The sequence below is a fragment of the Casimicrobium huifangae genome, from assembly GCF_009746125.1.
Taxonomy (GTDB): domain Bacteria; phylum Pseudomonadota; class Gammaproteobacteria; order Burkholderiales; family Casimicrobiaceae; genus Casimicrobium; species Casimicrobium huifangae.
The window spans coordinates 2,537,970-2,554,510 of the sequence record NZ_CP041352.1 but is presented as its reverse complement, the minus strand read 5'-3'; the positions used below and the strand labels follow the sequence as shown (position 1 = coordinate 2,554,510).

The 16,541-nt window shown below is 62.8% G+C and carries 13 protein-coding genes; 11 read left to right on the top strand and 2 right to left on the bottom strand.

All coding sequences use genetic code 11. From position 1 onward, the window contains the following. Nucleotides 1-23: 23 nt before the first annotated feature. A complete protein-coding gene (locus FKL89_RS11570) occupies nucleotides 24-2,396 on the bottom strand; it encodes a winged helix-turn-helix domain-containing protein (protein WP_156862895.1) in 2,373 nt (790 codons plus the stop codon). A gap of 158 nt (nucleotides 2,397-2,554) precedes the next feature. Here FKL89_RS11570 and FKL89_RS20370 point away from each other — a divergent pair, with 158 nt between their 5' ends. Then, entirely contained in the window at nucleotides 2,555-3,913 is a 1,359-nt protein-coding gene (locus tag FKL89_RS20370; RefSeq protein ID WP_238363333.1) for a hypothetical protein, read from the top strand. A gap of 23 nt (nucleotides 3,914-3,936) precedes the next feature. Here the strand turns inward: FKL89_RS20370 and FKL89_RS11560 are convergent, their stop codons facing one another. After that, nucleotides 3,937-4,890, bottom strand: a complete 954-nt coding sequence (locus tag FKL89_RS11560) for a COX15/CtaA family protein (protein ID WP_162527496.1) — start codon at nucleotides 4,888-4,890, stop codon at nucleotides 3,937-3,939. 215 nt (nucleotides 4,891-5,105) lie between these two features. Between FKL89_RS11560 and FKL89_RS20230 the strand changes: the two genes are divergently transcribed. Genes FKL89_RS20230 through dnaB form a run of 10 tightly spaced genes read left to right on the top strand, consistent with a single transcriptional unit; the run spans nucleotide 5,106 to nucleotide 16,451 of the window. After that, nucleotides 5,106-5,261, top strand: coding sequence for a hypothetical protein (locus FKL89_RS20230; protein WP_170293818.1), 156 nt, complete (start codon nucleotides 5,106-5,108; stop codon nucleotides 5,259-5,261). A gap of 52 nt (nucleotides 5,262-5,313) precedes the next feature. After that, nucleotides 5,314-5,853 (top strand): cupredoxin domain-containing protein, encoded by a 540-nt coding sequence (locus FKL89_RS11555; protein ID WP_156862893.1) that lies wholly within the window; start codon nucleotides 5,314-5,316, stop codon nucleotides 5,851-5,853. Between the two features lie 12 nt (nucleotides 5,854-5,865). Then, on the top strand, nucleotides 5,866-7,566 hold the full coding sequence (locus tag FKL89_RS11550; RefSeq protein ID WP_156862892.1) for a cbb3-type cytochrome c oxidase subunit I: 1,701 nt from the start codon (nucleotides 5,866-5,868) through the stop codon (nucleotides 7,564-7,566). 7 nt (nucleotides 7,567-7,573) lie between these two features. After that, on the top strand, nucleotides 7,574-8,470 hold the full coding sequence (gene cyoE / locus FKL89_RS11545; RefSeq protein ID WP_156862891.1) for a heme o synthase: 897 nt from the start codon (nucleotides 7,574-7,576) through the stop codon (nucleotides 8,468-8,470). After that, nucleotides 8,470-9,456 (top strand): SCO family protein, encoded by a 987-nt coding sequence (locus FKL89_RS11540; protein ID WP_156862890.1) that lies wholly within the window; start codon nucleotides 8,470-8,472, stop codon nucleotides 9,454-9,456. Before cyoE ends, FKL89_RS11540 begins: the two co-directional genes overlap by 1 nt. After that, the gene (locus FKL89_RS11535; RefSeq protein WP_156862889.1) at nucleotides 9,416-11,053 is read left to right on the top strand and encodes a cytochrome b N-terminal domain-containing protein; all 1,638 of its coding nucleotides are present in this window, start codon (nucleotides 9,416-9,418) and stop codon (nucleotides 11,051-11,053) included. Before FKL89_RS11540 ends, FKL89_RS11535 begins: the two co-directional genes overlap by 41 nt. After that, a complete protein-coding gene (locus FKL89_RS11530; protein WP_238363331.1) occupies nucleotides 11,050-11,577 on the top strand; it encodes a hypothetical protein in 528 nt (175 codons plus the stop codon). The genes FKL89_RS11535 and FKL89_RS11530 overlap by 4 nt, the downstream gene beginning before the upstream one ends. Next, entirely contained in the window at nucleotides 11,574-13,019 is a 1,446-nt protein-coding gene (locus tag FKL89_RS11525; protein WP_156862888.1) for a cbb3-type cytochrome c oxidase subunit I, read from the top strand. Before FKL89_RS11530 ends, FKL89_RS11525 begins: the two co-directional genes overlap by 4 nt. 5 nt (nucleotides 13,020-13,024) lie before the next feature. Next, the gene (locus tag FKL89_RS11520) at nucleotides 13,025-14,968 is read left to right on the top strand and encodes a 2Fe-2S iron-sulfur cluster-binding protein (protein WP_238363330.1); all 1,944 of its coding nucleotides are present in this window, start codon (nucleotides 13,025-13,027) and stop codon (nucleotides 14,966-14,968) included. Nucleotides 14,969-15,017: 49 nt separating this feature from the next. Then, nucleotides 15,018-16,451, top strand: a complete 1,434-nt coding sequence (dnaB, locus tag FKL89_RS11515; protein WP_156862887.1) for a replicative DNA helicase — start codon at nucleotides 15,018-15,020, stop codon at nucleotides 16,449-16,451. The last annotated feature ends 90 nt before the right edge of the window (nucleotides 16,452-16,541 follow it).

The following is a 16,541-nucleotide window of genomic DNA, read 5'->3' as shown; positions in this document are numbered from 1 at the left end:
CGCGCTTCGCTTCTCCGGGCTACTCAGGGTTGCGGCTTTGCAATCATCAAATCCACCACCGCTGGCGCTTCGCGGGCGACGACGATGGATTGGCCGTCGCGGCTGATGGCGATGTTGGTGCCGGCGGCGCTGGGGGCGAGGTCGATATTGCGGCGCTGACCGCTGTCGAGATCGAGGCGCGCCAATACGCGTTTGTTGCCGTCGCGTCCGGTGAACCAGATCGCACCGGGGCTGAGCGTCCAGTCGAAGCGCAGGCTGTCGTCGAGCTCCACCTTGACCGGCGTGCACGCCATCGTGTCCAGTTTGCAGCGGGTGGCGCCGGTGAGTTGTGGCTGGGTGAACACGAGATCGTTGCCGACGGCAGCGAAGCTCGCCACCAGTGGCAGCGGCAGCCGTTCGGGTGTGCCGCCGGCGATGGGCGCGCGGTAGAGTCGCATGGCATGCTCGGCCAACTCGCCGTAGAGCACGTCGCGGCCGTTGGCCAGCGGCACTGCGTTGTTGACCTTGCTACCCAGATGCGTGAGCTCGATGGCTTCGCCACCACCAAGGCGGATGCGCACAGCGTGCTGCGCGGCCGGTTTGCCATCGGTCACGGCGATGCGTACTGCGAAAACCTCGTTACCATCAGCTGACCAATGCGGCTGGATGTAGCGCGCGTCGCTACTGAGCGGCAGGCGCTGCGGTTCGCCGTCGAGTGCGGCAAGGTGGATGGCATCGCTGCCCGAGCGATTTGACGCGAAGACCACGCGCTTGCCGTCGGGCGAGAACTCGGGCTGATTGCTGTAGCGCGTTGACGGCCACAGTACGCGGGCCGCGTTGGCTGCAGTGCCTGCGCTATCAACGCTTGAGAGCCAGAGGTCGGCGCGGTAAGTCGCCGTCTCGAACACCAGGCTGCCGTTGCTGTGCGCATCAGGGAAACGCGCGCCACGGGCGCCGAGCAAACGGGCGCCGCCATCGGTCAGCGAGACAGCGTTCAGCGCGCGAAACCCCAGCCAGTCCGCCGCTGCGACAAGTCCGCCGCCGCGTGGCAGCCAGGCCACGCCGTAAGAGAGGCCTTCCAGCGCCGACGCCGGCTGCGGCTTCGGCAGTTCGCCTGCGGCCGCACCTGGTCTCGCATTCTTGGACGCAAGCGCGAGCGTCCACAGCCGCACGTGCGACTGCGTGCCGCGAAAGAAGGCAACCGTCTTGCCATCCGGGCTGATGCGCGGGTAAGCGTCATGACCCTCGCCGGGCGCCGGAGCCGTGAGCTGCTCGATGCTGCGGGCAGCAAGGTTGCGGCGCATCAGCGCCAGGGGATAGTCCGCGCGGGGCAGGGCGGCGTAGATTAGCGACGCGCCATCGGCACTGAGGTCGAACACCGGCTGCGGGCGTTGCTGGCAATCCACCAGCACGGTGTCGGTGCCGCGGTCGAGATCGCGCAGGGCAATCGCGCAGTCCGGCTGCCCGCTGGCGGGTGCGGTGCGGCGCAACCAGTACGCGACGCGCTTTCCGTCCGGCATGAACACCGGTGAGGCGACGCGCGCATTGGCCACTGAGAATGCACGTTGCGCACCGCTGGCAATGTCCTGAATCACGATCTCGGAGGTCGTTTCGCTGCTGCGGTCAAACACAACCGACTTGCCATCCGGCGCAAAGCGCGGGTTGCTCTCGGTCTGCGGCGAGGTCGCGAACGGCACGGCCGCGCTGATCTGGCGTTCGAGCTCAATCTGCCGGCTGGCGGATACGGATAGCGGCTGCGTCTTGTAAACCCCATACAGCGCCAGCGCGGCGACCCCGATCAGCGGTAGCCGGATGAGTTTCCATAGCGACACGCGTTGTGCGGTGGCCGCGTCGGGGGTGGTTGCGACCGTCTCGGTGAGCGTTGGCAAGGTCTCTTCACGGGCGTCCGCTGCCGGCCGGCGCGCTGGCGGCACGGGGGGCGACGTCGCTGCACTTGCCACTTCGGACTGGGGTGGTGCTGGTGTCAAACTGGTCTCGGGGGCCGCGTCGGCCGCTTCGGGAACAGATGCCGGGATGGCGCCCGCCGCCAGCAGCAGGTCGGACGATTGCGCCGTTGACTCGACACTGGCGATCAGTCGGTAGCCGATTTTCGGCAGGGTCTCGATGTAGCGCGGATGCTTCGGGTCGTCGCCAAGCGCCGTGCGCAGCTCGGCAATTGCGCGCGACAGCACCTCATCGTTGACCATCCGCCTTGGCCACACGTCATTGAGCAGGGTTTCTCGATTCACCGCACTGCCAGCGTCGGCCGCCAGCCGCAGCAGGACATCCATCAGGATTGGTCGCAAGCGGGTGGTCTTGCCCGAGGCAGAAATCTCATTCGATGCCGGGTCGGCGAGGAATTCGCCGATTTGCACCTGCGTGTCGGGTCGCCAGGAGATTTTCTGGGGCTTTTGCACGCTGCAACTATAGGGTGCCAGACGCCGAAATTGGTGATGGGGAGACTTTTTGGAAGAAAAACGGAGGCTTTGTACCGGGCGCAATGGCGTTTGGCGTCACAGCATGTGGCTTTCTGTCTCTCTGGTTTGAGGCCTTCATGATTCGATGCATTTTGTTTTTGGCAGCGTTGTTCGGTTTGTCAATCTGGACGCCGCTCGCGAGCGCACAGACTGTCTGCCCGTCACGCCTGTTCGTGTCCGGGTACGCCAGCACCGTGCATGTCTACGACGCCTGCACGGGCGCCTTCCAGCGCACGCTGGACAGCCGTACCCGCATCAATGGCGCGCAGGCGATCAAGCTTGGACCTGACGGCCACATCTACCTGGTGAGCGAGAACACGCAGAAGATCCTCAAATACCACCGCGACACGCTGGACTTTCTGGGTGAATACGTCACCACCAATGGCAATCCAACGGGGATAGCCTTCGACAGCCAGGGCCGGCTCTATATCGGTCGCTATGAGGCGAGTGCAGTGTCGCGCTACAGCCGCGCCGGGGCGCTGATTGACGAGCCAGTCGCGCGCAACACGGCTGTGCTGTTCGGCCCGGACAACGGCCTGACCTTCGGGCCGGACGGCAAGCTCTACATCCCTGGCTATGACTCGAACAACGTGGTCAGCTACGACCCCGTAACAGGGGCAGTAGCGGTAGCTATCCCGGCGGGCGCCCAGAACATCGCTGGTTCGCGCGGACTGCTTGTAGCCAAGGACAACCAGCATCTGTGGTTCACCGCCGAGCTTTCCGGGCAGTTGTTCAAATTCAATGTGGCGAGCAAGGCGCTGACGCTGGTCACTGCTGCGCTGATCCGGCCGACTGGCATTGCTTACGCGCCGGATGGCAACCTGTTGGTGGTGAGTGGCGGCGCCGTGGTGAAGCTCGACCCAGCGACCGGCGCCCGCCTCGGCACGGTAGTGGCGGTGGGCAGTGGTGGTCTCAGCCTGCCGACCTACATCGCCGTCATCGGCCCGAAGGTGACTTCGTCGGCGGTGGAGGTGATCGAATACTTCAACATCGGTCTCAACAAATACTTCATCACCGGTCGCACGGCCGAGCAGGCGGCACTGGACGGCGTGCCCGCCGCATTCCGCCGCACCGGCGCGCGCTTTACGGCGTGGGCGGCCGCAGGCGCTCCGGAAGGCACCGAGCCGATTTGCCGCTTTTATCTGCCACCCGCGAAGGGCGGGCCGAACAGCCATTTCTACGGCCGCCCAGCCGATTGCGACCTTGTGCGCGCCACCGGCAACCCGGTGTTCGAGTACGAGGGCGAAGATTTCGCGGTAGCCATTCCAGTGAACGGGGTGTGCCCCAGCTCAACGCCGTTCACGGTCTACCGCTCTTTTAACAACCGGTCCGCGCAGAACGATGGCAATCATCGCTACACCGTCGCCGCTGCGCGCTACAACGAAATGACGGGCAAAGGCTGGGTGCCGGAAGGGACCGTGTTCTGCGCAGCCAACGCAGCCGATGGGACGGAATAGGACAACAGGCTAACGTTTTGTGCTCATGCGGCAACGCGCGTAGCCGGTGCTACTGGGCTTGCGGCGACGGCCAGCAGCAACGCGGCAGTCAGATTGTGAGCAAGCACCGCCCATAGCGGCAACCCGTTGCCCACGGCCAGCGCACCGAGGCCGATCTGAACGAGCACAAGTGCAATCAGCAGTGCTGCCCCACGCTGGTCTCCGGACTTTGCGCGACGATGTGCGCTCATGGTGACGGCGAAAGCCACGAACAGCGCTGCGCTGCGATGCAGCCAGTGCAGCAAGGCTCCTTCTGGGTACCAGGGCTTGGCGTAAGGATCGAACGCCGGCACCTGCCACGGGTTCAGGCTCGACCACGGAAGCGGTGTCATCACCTGGCAATCGGTCAGCGAGGGACAACTGAGCGCGGCATGACTGCCGCTGACCAGCGCACCCAGCGCGATCTGCACGATGAGCCCGAACGCAGCCAGCCAGTGCCACGGTGACGACTGGCGCCGTTGCACCGGCTCAGGTGGCAGCGTTGCCATGCGCCAGAACAGCGCGAACAGCACGAAGCCACCCAGCAGATTGCCCAGCGTGACCGCAGGCAATCGCGCCCCCGCTGTGGCGCGGCCAAGCGCCGCGAGAAACAGCACAACCGCAAGCGCTGCAACAGCCAGCCAGCGCCCGGCCCAACGTTGCGGTCGCGCGGTGAATCCGGCGAACAGCAGAACCAGGGTCAGCGGCAAAAGCAGGATTGCGAACAGGCGATGCAACACGCGGGCGATGACGACATGGTTGTCCACTGTGACGGTGCGAGAGACGCCCTGTTGCTGCGCGTGCATGGCCTCGGCGTAGCACTGCGGCCAGGGCTGACAACTCAAACCATCGGCCGACAGGCGCATGAAGGCGCTCAACCCAACGATGCAGATAACAAGCAGTGCGCCAGTGATGGCGGTGCGCTGCAACAGACGGCGATGTGCTGGATCTGGGTTCATTGGCCGGCTGAGGCACGAAGAAACGCGGGCCAGTGTAGTGGTGGCGGTTGGACTCGGGCGGAACATAAACAACAGACGTTGCGCTGGCGCAGCAACCGTTGAAACGGGGGCCAGACTTATTCTGGATCAATGTCTTGGCAGTGTTGGCAACGGCAAACTGCCGCCCATTCGTGTGGCCGAACGCGCGGCGCACAACCACTTTCGGAGGATGGGTTATGAGCGACAAACAACATGACAACGAGCCGGTACCAATGATGCAGCAGCTGCTGGACAACCCATTCCTGTTGCTGTTCTTCGGCGTCATGGTGCCGATGATCGTGTACTCGTTGTGGGGGGTGATCGACATCCTCACCTTGCCGGTCGCGAAGTAGATGACGGCTGCTGTGGCCATGCGCCACCCAATGCAAAAGAAAGGACGTTGATATGAGCGCCATACTGCCCCCGGCCGAGCGACTGTGGTGGAAGCACCCGCTGGACCGCGTTGAAGGCACCTGGATCGTGATCGCGCTGGTCTGGTGCCTGATCATGTTCGCGATGATGGTTGGCTGGCACATTTACGGCAAGCAGAACCTCTCGACCGAGACCTATCGCACCAGTGTGGAGACCTTCACCGCCAAGGCACAGGCAGTGGTCGACAAATACACCGTGCGTACCGAGACCGATGCCAAGATTCCGGTTGTTGCACCGCCCCCCGGTAGCGACGTTTACCTGATCGCCCGGTTGTGGAGCTTCTGGCCGATCATCGAATTCGAGAAGGGCAAGACCTATCGTCTGCACCTGACTTCACTCGATTACAACCACGGCTTTTCGCTGCAGCCGGCCAACATCAACATCCAGATCGTGCCGGGATTCGAGCATGTCGTGACGGTGACACCCAATCAGTCCGGCACCTATTCGGTGGTCTGCAACGAGTACTGCGGCATCAACCATCACACGATGGTGGGCCGCGTCTACGTGAAATAGGGGGAACCGACGATGGCAAACGCTACAACCTACCGTACCTGCCCGCGATCGGGCCTGCAGTTCGAGGCAAGCGCCGAGCTGCTGATCAAAACCAACGCCGTGGTCGCCGTGGTGTTCCTGCTGCTCGGCGGCATCCTTGCCATTGGCGTGGTGCTGACCCGCTGGCCCGCCGTGCACTGGCTGGAGGCCGACACCTTCTACCAGGTGCTGACGGCCCACGGCATCGACATGCTGATCTTCTGGATCATCTTTTTCGAAGTCGCCGTTCTCTACTTCTGTTCGTCCACTTTGCTGCGCTGTCGATTGGCAACACCCAAGCTGGCCTGGGTTGCCTTTGCGCTGATGCTGATAGGCGCGATCATGAACAACGTCGCCGTATTCCAGGGCGGCTCCAGCGTGATGATGACGTCCTACGTGCCAATGATGGCCGCGCCGTCGTTCTATCTGGGCTTGATCCTGTTCGCGGTAGGCGCGCTGATGGCCTGCTTCATCTTCCTCGGCACACTCGTGGTTGCCAAACGTGAAAAGACTTATCAGGGTTCAATTCCGCTGGTGACTTTTGGCGCCGTGACAGCCTGCATCATTGCGGTGTTCACGATTACCTCGGGTGCCATCATCCTGATCCCGACCTATCTGATGTCGATTGGTCTGGTGAAGCAGGTGGATCCGCTGATCTACCGCACCATCTGGTGGGCATTCGGCCATTCGTCGCAGCAGATCAACGTGGCGGCCCATATCTCGATCTGGTACGCGGTCGCGGCCATTGCGTTCGGCGCCCGCCCGATGTCGGAGCGTGTCAGTCGTGGCGCCTTCCTGCTCTACATCCTGTTTCTGCAACTGGCGAGCGCGCACCACCTGCTGGCCGATCCTGGTGTCAGCACGGCGTGGAAGGTGGTCAACACCAGCTACTTCATGTATTTCGCAGTACTGGCGTCGATGATCCATGGCCTGACCATCCCCGGTGCGATTGAGGTGGCACAACGTGCCAAAGGATTCAACAAAGGGCTCTTCGAATGGCTGCGCAAGGCGCCGTGGGGTAACCCGGTGTTCTCGGGTGTGTTCATCTCGCTGATCGGATTCGGCTTCCTTGGCGGGATCTCCGGGGTGATGATGGGCACCGAACAGCTCAACATGATCATCCACAACACGATCTACGTGCCGGGGCACTTCCACGCCACGGTGGTGGTCGGGACGACGCTGTCGTTCATGGCGCTGACCTACTTCCTGATTCCGGTGCTGTTCAAGCGCGAGATGATCGCACCGGGCCTGGCCAAGTACCAGCCGTACCTGTTCGGCCTGTCGATGTACTTCTTCTGTCTGGTCATGATGGGCGCCGGTACGCTGGGTGTGTCCCGCCGGCACTGGGACATGGCGTTTAATGGTGCAGCGCTCGCCTACGAGTGGCCGGGCGCGGCTTACCTGATGATGGGGCTGGTTGGCATCGCTGGCGTGGCGGCGATTGTCGGCGGCGCGCTCTACATCTACATCACGGTCGGTTCGCTGTTGTGGGGCAAGCGCCTGGATGCCGGTCGCCAGAGCAGCGAATTCACACCGATTCCGCCAACGACGCCGGCGCCGGTGGTACAAACCTATGGCTCTGCCGGTTTCGCGGCGCCAGGTACCTTCACGCTGGCGATGGTGTTTCTGGTGTCCTTCGTCCTGTACTACTTCATCAACTGGAAGTATCTGTCGCAGGTCTGGGGCCTGAGCTAGGCATACCATGAGCACCACACTGGCATCCGGTAGCAGCGAAGTGGGCCGCCTGGCTCGCTCGGTGCTCGGCATCTTCAAGCTGCGTATCGGGGTGATGATCATGGTCACTGGGCTGGTGGGGGCGCTGGTGGCACCGACCGCCTCGCTCGGTGTTGGCCAGTGGCTGGTACTCGCCATGTCGGTGCTGATGGCTTCGGCAAGCGCGGGCGCCTTCAACCAGTACTACGAGTTCGAGAGTGATGCCCGCATGGGGCGGACGCGCAACCGTGCGTTCGTGACCGGCGCGCTGCGCCGTCGTCCGTTGTGGCTGGCTGTCATGGCCGCAATGCTCGCAGGCGCAGTGGCGGCCGCCTGGCAAGTGCTGAATCCACTGGCGGCGATCTTTGTGTTTCTGGGGGCCTTTTTCTATGGAGTGGTGTACACGGTCTGGCTCAAGCGTCGCACCTGGCTGAATATCGTCGTTGGTGGTCTTGCTGGCAGCTTTGCCGTGCTTGCCGGTGCGGCGGCGGTAGACACCCAGATTGGCGCTTTGCCCGGGCTGCTGGCGGTGACGCTATTCCTGTGGACGCCCCCCCACTTCTGGAGCCTCGCCATCGCCAACGAAGCCGAATACGCTGCGGCAGGCGTTCCGATGCTTCCGGTAGTGGTTGGGCCTGAGCGCGCCGCACAGGCTGTATTCGTCAGCGCGGTGCTGCTGGTGGCGGGTTCATTGCTGCCGGTCGCCTTTGGTGCCGGGCTGGTGTATCTGCTTTGCAGCGTCGCCGGGGGCACTTACTTTGTCTATCGGGCATGGCAGCTGACCCGCTCGGTTAATCGCGGGACCGCCATCGGCTCGTTTCTGGCTTCGATCGTGCAGTTAAGCGCCGTACTGGTCGGTGCCAGCGTCGATGCCTGGCTTCGCTAATGAAAAGGCCACGACGGCGACTCATTGCTGGTGAAGATTACATCGCCGCCGGGCGTGAGTTGTGGACGTCCACCGGCGAAGTGCAGGGCGCTGTCTACCGGTTGCTGCGGAGAGCGGTTGCCCTGCTTGCAATCTTGACGCCGATGGTTACTGGGGCCGCTGATGTTGCCGCTAGCGCGCCGCAAGCCACGGTACCTGCACTGAATCAGGTCGAGGCACTGCGCTTGAGTCAAGGCGTCATCGGCAAGCGGCCGACTGACTTCACTCTGTTGAATCGGCAAGGGACACCAGTCCGCTTGTCGAGCTTCCACGGCAAACCGACGCTAGTCAGTTTCATCTACACCGGCTGTTTTCAGGTTTGCCCCACCAACACCCGATCACTGCGTGAGGCGGTGGAGAATCTGCAATCGTCAGTTGGGCGAGATCGATTCAACGTGGTGAGTATCGGGTTCAACCAGCCCTTTGATTCGCCACAGGCAATGCGCAGCTTTGCCGCTCAGCACGCCATCGCAGCGCCCAATTGGGACTTCCTGAGCCCGCCTGCGGATATCGTGGGCGCACTCACCGGTGACTTTGGCTTCAGCTATGTCGAAACCCCAGCAGGTTTTGACCATGTTCTCGCGGTCACGGTGGTCGACGCGTCTGGTGCCATCTATTCGCAGGTGTACGGCGATCGGGTGACGCCAGACAAGATTGGCGAGCCGGTGCGCCAACTGTTGCGCAACGCGCCGGTGCCGCAGAACGCAGGTATCGACGATGTGATCGACCGCATCCGCATCATCTGCACCGTATATGACCCGACGACCGGCAAGTACCGCTACGACTACGGGTTGATCCTGGAGATTGCCGGCGGCGCGACGTTTGCACTGGCCATGTGCTGGTTTTTCATCGGCGAGTGGTGGTCCCGGCGGCGCACGCGTCGCGGCAAAGCCAGTCGTCTGGGCAATGGTGGCTCGGAAAGCGATTTTGCGAGTGCGTCCCGATAGCAGTTTCAGCACGCAGTATCCGGTTGTTCCGGTCCTCGTTGCACCGCAGGGCCAAAGTGGCGCAGCGGAAACGTGGGGGCGGCGGTTCGTACGCAGTCTCGACAGGCCCTTTGATCGCGTGTTTGGCGCCGGGGAGAGCCCACTGCGGCACCTGGGTGCACTCGGTGTCTTTTTCTTTGTTTTGCTGAGCGTCTCCGGTGCCTATCTCTACGCGGTGCTCGATACGTCGGCAACCGGCGCTTATCGGTCGATTGATCGGCTGACGCGGGATGGCAGTTCCCTCGGCGGACTGCTGCGTGGCATCCACCGCTACGCCGCAGATGCAATGGTGCTGTGCACATTCCTGCATCTGGCGCGTGAATGGCTGCTTGGTCGTTTTCGGGCATTCCGCTGGTTCTCGTGGTTGACGGGTGTGCTGCTGTTGCTTTTCATGTTCAGCAGTGGCATCGGTGGCTTCTGGCTTAACTGGGACCAGCTCGGCCAATTCTCGGCGTTGGCCACTGCCGAATGGCTGGATCGCTGGCCAATTTTTGCGTCCCCACTCACAAGAAACTTCCTGACCGCCGATGCGGTAAGCGATCGTCTGTTCTCGTTGTTTGTTTTCGTTCACATTGGTGTTGCGCTGGCGCTGCTGCTTGGGCTCTGGTTCCACGTCCAGCGCATCAGTCGGGCCGACGTGCTACCCCCACAGCGGCTGATGCTTGGCACTGGCGTTTCGTTGCTGCTACTTGCCGTGCTGGCGCCGGTGGTCAGCCAGGCGCCCGCCGAATCGTCGGTGTTGCCTGCGAGTTTGCCGGTTGACTGGTTCGTGCTATTTCCCCATCCCCTCATGTACGCGACCACGCCGACGGTATTGTGGCTGGTCGTTGTATTGAGCATCGGTGCACTGCTGGCGCTGCCACTGCTGAGCCGGCGGCAGCGTCTACCGGTCGCGGTAGTTGATCCGGCGCACTGCAACGGTTGCCGGCGCTGTTTCGATGACTGTCCTTATGCCGCCGTGACAATGGTCGCGCACATTGGCGGCGTGCAGGGCAGGGAGATGGCGCAGGTCGACACCGACCTGTGTGCCAGTTGTGGCATCTGCGTCGGTGCCTGCCCATCGTCGACACCATTTCGCGGCAGCGAAAAGCTGGTTACCGGGATTGACTTGCCGCAGGCACCCATCGACCAGTTGCGCGCCCGCCTGCGGCATGAGCTGGCGGGTACAGAGCCTCACACCGCGGTCGTGATCTTCGGCTGCGACCAGGGGGCGAGGATCGACAGTCTGGCCGATGCACACACGATTCCGTTCAGCCTGGCCTGCATCGGGATGCTGCCACCGTCGTTTGTCGAGTACGCATTGCGTGACGGCGCCGCGGCGGTAGTGGTTACCGGATGCCGCGCCCGTGGTTGCGAGTTCCGGCTGGGGGCGCAGTGGACGGAGGAGCGTCTGGCGGGCAATCGGGAACCGCACTTGCGCCGAGGCGTTGCCGCCGTGCAGGTTGAAACTGTCTGGGCTGAGCGCGGCGAAGAGGGCCGCGTGCGCGCGGCCATCGCCGCGCTTCGCAGGCGAGTGAGCCTCGGTATCGAGGAACAGAAAGCGGAGCACCTGCAATGAGCAGCAGCCAAAAAAGGGAAGCGACCAGCGTGCGCTCAATTGCCGGGCAAATCTTTTTCTACGGCCTGTTTATCGCCTTCATCGGCGTCTTTTCCCGTTGGCCGTCATATCAGGCGCTGGCGCCCGATCGGGCACTGGTCAAGCTGAGTTTCAGCCACCACGGCAAGCCAGTGTCCGACTGCCATCAAACGAGTGCTGCCGAACTCGCCAAGTTGCCACCGAACATGCGGGCGCCGGTGCGTTGCCCGCGCGAACGCTCGCCGGTAACCGTGGAACTTGACGTTGACGGCGCGCTGGCCTATCGCCACGTGGCATTGCCAAGTGGAATCTCGCGCGACGGTGCCGCCTCCGTGTATCACCGACTTGAGGTACCGGCCGGCCAGCATCGATTGCAGGTCCGCCTCGCCGACGATGCCCGCGTTTCGGGATTCGCGCATGTACGCGATGCCACCGTGACCCTTGCGCCCACCCAGATTCTGGTTATCGACTTTGATTCCGCGAAAGGCGGCATTACCCTGCAATGAGTACGATTGCCCACCCGCCACTCAACGACGTTGGCGCGCCGCGACGCCATAGCGTAACCGCCCGGACCGCCCGCACAACCTACAGCTTGCCGGTGCCACTGGACAGCCGCCGAACGATGGCGCGCGCTTGGCTATGGCTTGGTTTGCTGGCGATTGCCGGCTCCGGTTTGTTTTCAATACTGCTCGTACTGTCGCGCACGCCTGTTGTGAATGGGCTGCTGCCCGGCGTTGACTTCTTCCGCACGGCGCTGGTCGTGCACGTGGATCTGTCAGTGCTGGTGTGGTTTATTGCCATCGCCGGTTTGATGTGGAGCATTAGTGGACGCCACGCCTCAGTCGCGTTGGGCTGGGTGGCTATGGTGCTCACTTGTTTCGGCACTGTCGCCATGGCTGCCGCCGCCTTTACCAGTGACCCGCAACCGGTAATGGCGAATTACATTCCGGTGCTGGACAACCGAATCTTCCTTGCCGGGTTGATCGCAGTAGCAGCGGGTGCCGGCCTGCTGGTGTTGCGGGCCTTGTTGGCAGCGCCGGCCACGGGGGCGCTGATCGACGGCCACGCGGCACTGCGTTTTGGCATCAGTGCGGCGGCAGTGGCCTCCGCCGTCGCGCTGCTTGCCTTTGTCTGGTCTTATCTCGTGCTGCCGCATTCGCTGGTGGGCAAGGCTTACTACGAAATTCTGTTCTGGGGCGGTGGCCACGCGCTGCAGTTTGTGTGGACGCTGCTGATGCTGGTTTGCTGGTTGTGGCTCGGGTCTGCCTCCGGCGCCCCTACACTGCTGTCGCCGCGGCTTGCAGTCCTGATGTTTGCGCTGGCCCTGATCGCTGTGTTCGTGACGCCCTACGCCTATCTGGCGTACGACATCGCCACGGTTGAGCATCGCAACCTGCATACATGGGCGATGCGACTGGGTGGTGGGCTCGCGATTGTTCCCATCACACTTGCTGTGGTTGAGGGATTACTGCGAAGTCGTGCGCCAGATGCCGCAGCCAAACCCGTGCGCGCCTCCCTGATCGCCTCCATGTTGCTGTTTGCGTCGGGCGGCATCATCGGTGCGCTGATCCACGGCAACAACGTGAAAATTCCGGCGCACTATCACGGCTGCATCGTCGGTGTGACACTCGCGTTCATGGGGCTGGTCTACCACCTGCTGCCGCAACTTGGCTATCGCACTGTTCGCGGCCGGCTGGCGGTGGCGCAGCCCTACATCTACGGTCTGGGGCAATTGCTGCACATCATCGGGCTGGTGTGGTCGGGTGGCTATGGCGTGCAGCGCAAGGTTGCCGGCGCCGACCAGGTGCTACGAACGGCCGGCGAGACAGCAGGGATGGGCTTGATGGGGCTCGGCGGACTGCTGGCGATCATCGGAGGCATGCTGTTCGTGGTCATCGTGCTCCGCGCGATACTGGCGCAGCCCGAGTGCGCGCGCCAGGGAGCCTAGACAAGGTGATTGCATTGGTGCAGCGCGCGCTGCAAGCGGCTTTCATGGCCGTAGAGGCGCGTTTCAACGCCTTCTTTGGTGATCGGCTTAACCCTTTCTACCATCTGGGGGCGATCAGCTTCTTTCTATTCTGGATTGTGGCGGGCAGCGGCGTCTATCTGTATGCCTTCTTCGGCACTGGTGTCGCTGACGCGTATCTCTCGGTTCAAGCGTTGACAAACCGGCAGTGGTACGCGGGTGGCGTGCTCCGCAGCATTCATCGTTACGCGTCCGATGCATTCGTGTTGACCATGCTGCTGCATCTGGTGCGCCACTTCGCGTTCGACCGTTTCAGCGGGTTCCGTGCTTTCTCGTGGCTGACAGGGCTAATGCTGCTCTGGCTGGTCTATGTGGCCGGCGTCAACGGCTACATGCTGCCGTGGGACCGTCTGGCGCAATTCGTGATCGTCACGTCGTTCGAATGGCTGGACTGGCTACCCGGCCTTGGTGGGACGCTGATCCGCAATGTCATGTACCCCAGCAGCATCAACGACCGGTTCTTCTCGTTGCTGGCGTTCATGCATATCGGCATTTCACTGCTGGTGTTGCTGTTGATGTGGGTACATGTGCAGCGGGTACCAAAGGCGAAGACTGCGCCGCCACGGCCGATCATCGTAGGGCTTCTGCTGGCGCTACTGGTGCTGGCCATGTTCGCACCAGTGGTCAGCCAGCAGGGGCCAGCTGCGCTTGAGCGGGCGGTTGCAAACGTCGATCTCGATTGGTTCTTGTTGCCCTTGTTGCCCCTGATTGAACGCCTGCCAGCCCGTTACGTGTGGACGCTGGTCATCGGGAGCAGTGTGCTGCTCGCCGTGTTGCCGTGGCTGCGTCGACGACCGGTGCGAGCCGGAGCAGGGCCGGTTCACCTGAGAATAGCTGGTAGCACCCGGAAGATCGCCGTGCGGCCGGGCGAGACATTGCTCGACGCCGGATTGCGCGAAGGACTTGCCTTGCCCTTCGAATGCCGCAACGGCGGTTGTGGCGTCTGCGTGTGTACCGTCCTGGATGGCAGAGTCGATCATGGCCTCTATCAGGAACGCGTGCTCCCGGCCGCCGCTCGCAACAGCGGACGAGCGCTGCTGTGCTGCGCCACGCCCCTGACGGACGTTGAGATTGAACTGGATGACACCGCAACGCTGCTGGCACCGGCTGCCAGTGGCGTGCACTCTGCGCGTGTGGAGGCAATGGAGCCACTCGCGCCAGATGTGATGCGATTGCTGCTTGCTACAACTGATGGGCAGAGTGTGCCGTTCAAGGCTGGTCAGTACATCAACATCCTGCTCGATGATGGTCAGCGACGTGCATTCTCGTTCGCAAACCCGCCGCAACGCGCCGACGTGATTGAGCTGCATGTCCGCCGCATCGTCGGTGGTCGCTTCACTGGCCATGTCTTTGACCAGATGAAGGTGGGTGACTCGTTGCGCTTTGAAGGGCCGCTGGGAAGCTTCACTCTGTCTGAGAGTGACGCACCCATTCTCATGGTGGCGGGTGCGACGGGATTTGCGCCGGTCAAGAGCATTCTTGAGGATGCGTTCCTGCGTGGTGTCCAGCGGCCCATGTGGCTGTACTGGGGTGTGCGCCAACCGGCCGACTTCTACCTGCTTGACATCGTGCGAGACTGGGAGCGGCAACATGCCAATTTCCATTTCAGTCCTGTTGTGTCCGAACCGGTTGCGGCGGATCAGTGGGCGGGCCGGATCGGTCTGGTGCATGAAGCCATGCTGACTGATTTTCCGAGTCTGGCTGGTTATGAACTTTACGTGTGCGGCTCCGTCCGTATGGTTGATGCAGCGGTACCAGAATTCCTGGCGCACGGGCTGAGCGCCGACGCATGCTTCTCGGACGCGTTCGTGCCTGCGCGTGCCGCACTTTCGGGCGCCGAACACGTCACGCGACCGCCCGCACACCCATAGCGCTCGTCGCACGCCGGCCGAGGGCGCCGGCGCCGATAGAATCGGTCGAATGGCTCTCGATTCCGACGTACAGGCGCTCCGCACCCCTCCGCATTCGATCGAAGCCGAGCAATCGGTGCTCGGCGCGTTGATCATCGACAACAACGCTATCGACAAGGTAGCGGATCTGCTGAAGTCGGAGGACTTCTACAACGAGGGCCACCGGCTGATCTACGAGCACATTAACCGCCTGGCAGTGGACAGCCACCCGGCCGACGCGGTGACCGTGTCGGAGAGCCTGCGCGCTGCCGGAAAACTGGACTACGTCGGCGGTCTCGCCTACATCGGGGCCATCGCCAACGCCGTGCCGACGGCCGCCAACATCCGCCGTTACGCCGAGATCGTGCGCGACCGTTCGGTGATGCGCCGCCTGGCCGGGGTTGCCACCGACATTGCCGAAGCCGCCTTCAACCCGATGGGCAAGACCAGCGAGCAGTTGCTCGACGAGGCGGAAGGCAAGGTCTTCGAAATCGCCGAATCAGGCGACCGCAGCAAGCAGAATTTCTTTTCACTGTCGGACCTCGCCGCACAGGCGATTGATCGCGTGGAAGAGCTTTACCGTCGCGACAACCCCAGCGACGTGACCGGCACCGCCACTGGCTACACCGACCTGGACCGCATGACCGCGGGCCTGCAGGGCGGCGACCTGATCATCGTGGCCGGCCGTCCGTCGATGGGCAAGACAGCGTTCTCGCTCAACATCGGCGAACACGTCGCGGTGAAGCTCAAGAAGCCGGTTGCGGTGTTCTCGATGGAAATGGGCGCCTTGCAATTGGCGATGCGTCTGATCGGCTCGGTCGGCAAGCTCGACCAGCACGTGCTCCGTACGGGCCGGCTGTCTGAGGGCGACTGGCAGCGCTTCACCGATGCGCTGTCGCAGCTTGACGCCAGCCCGATGTATATCGACGAAACGCCGGCCTTGAACCCGTTCGAGCTACGCGCCCGCGCGCGCCGGCTGGCGCGGCAGGTCGGCGGGCTCGGCCTGATCATCATCGACTACATCCAGCTCATGCAGAGCGCCAGCGGCGGCGAAAACCGCGCCACCGAAATCTCGGAAATCTCGCGCTCGCTGAAGGCGCTGGCGAAAGAGTTGCATGTGCCGGTGATTGCGCTGTCGCAGTTGAACCGCTCGCTGGAACAGCGCCCGAACAAGCGCCCGGTGATGAGCGATCTGCGCGAATCCGGCGCCATCGAGCAGGACGCCGACGTGATCCTCTTCATCTATCGCGACGAGGTCTACAACCAGGAGTCCGCGCAAAAGGGCATTGCCGAAATCATCATCGGCAAGCAGCGTAACGGCCCGATCGGCACCGTCAACCTCACCTTCCGCGGCGAGTTCACCCGCTTCGAAAACTACGCCGCCACGGATTCCTATATGCCGGGCGGCGCCATCCAGTCAGTCAAATCGGCCGGGCCGAAGTTTGGTGGGGATAGTCCGTTTTAGCGAGTCTGCCAACTCTTTGCCGCATTCGGCGGGATCGCAGGCGCCCCGCCCTACGATGTCTCGCGTCTATTCCGCTTTGTGTCGCGCGGC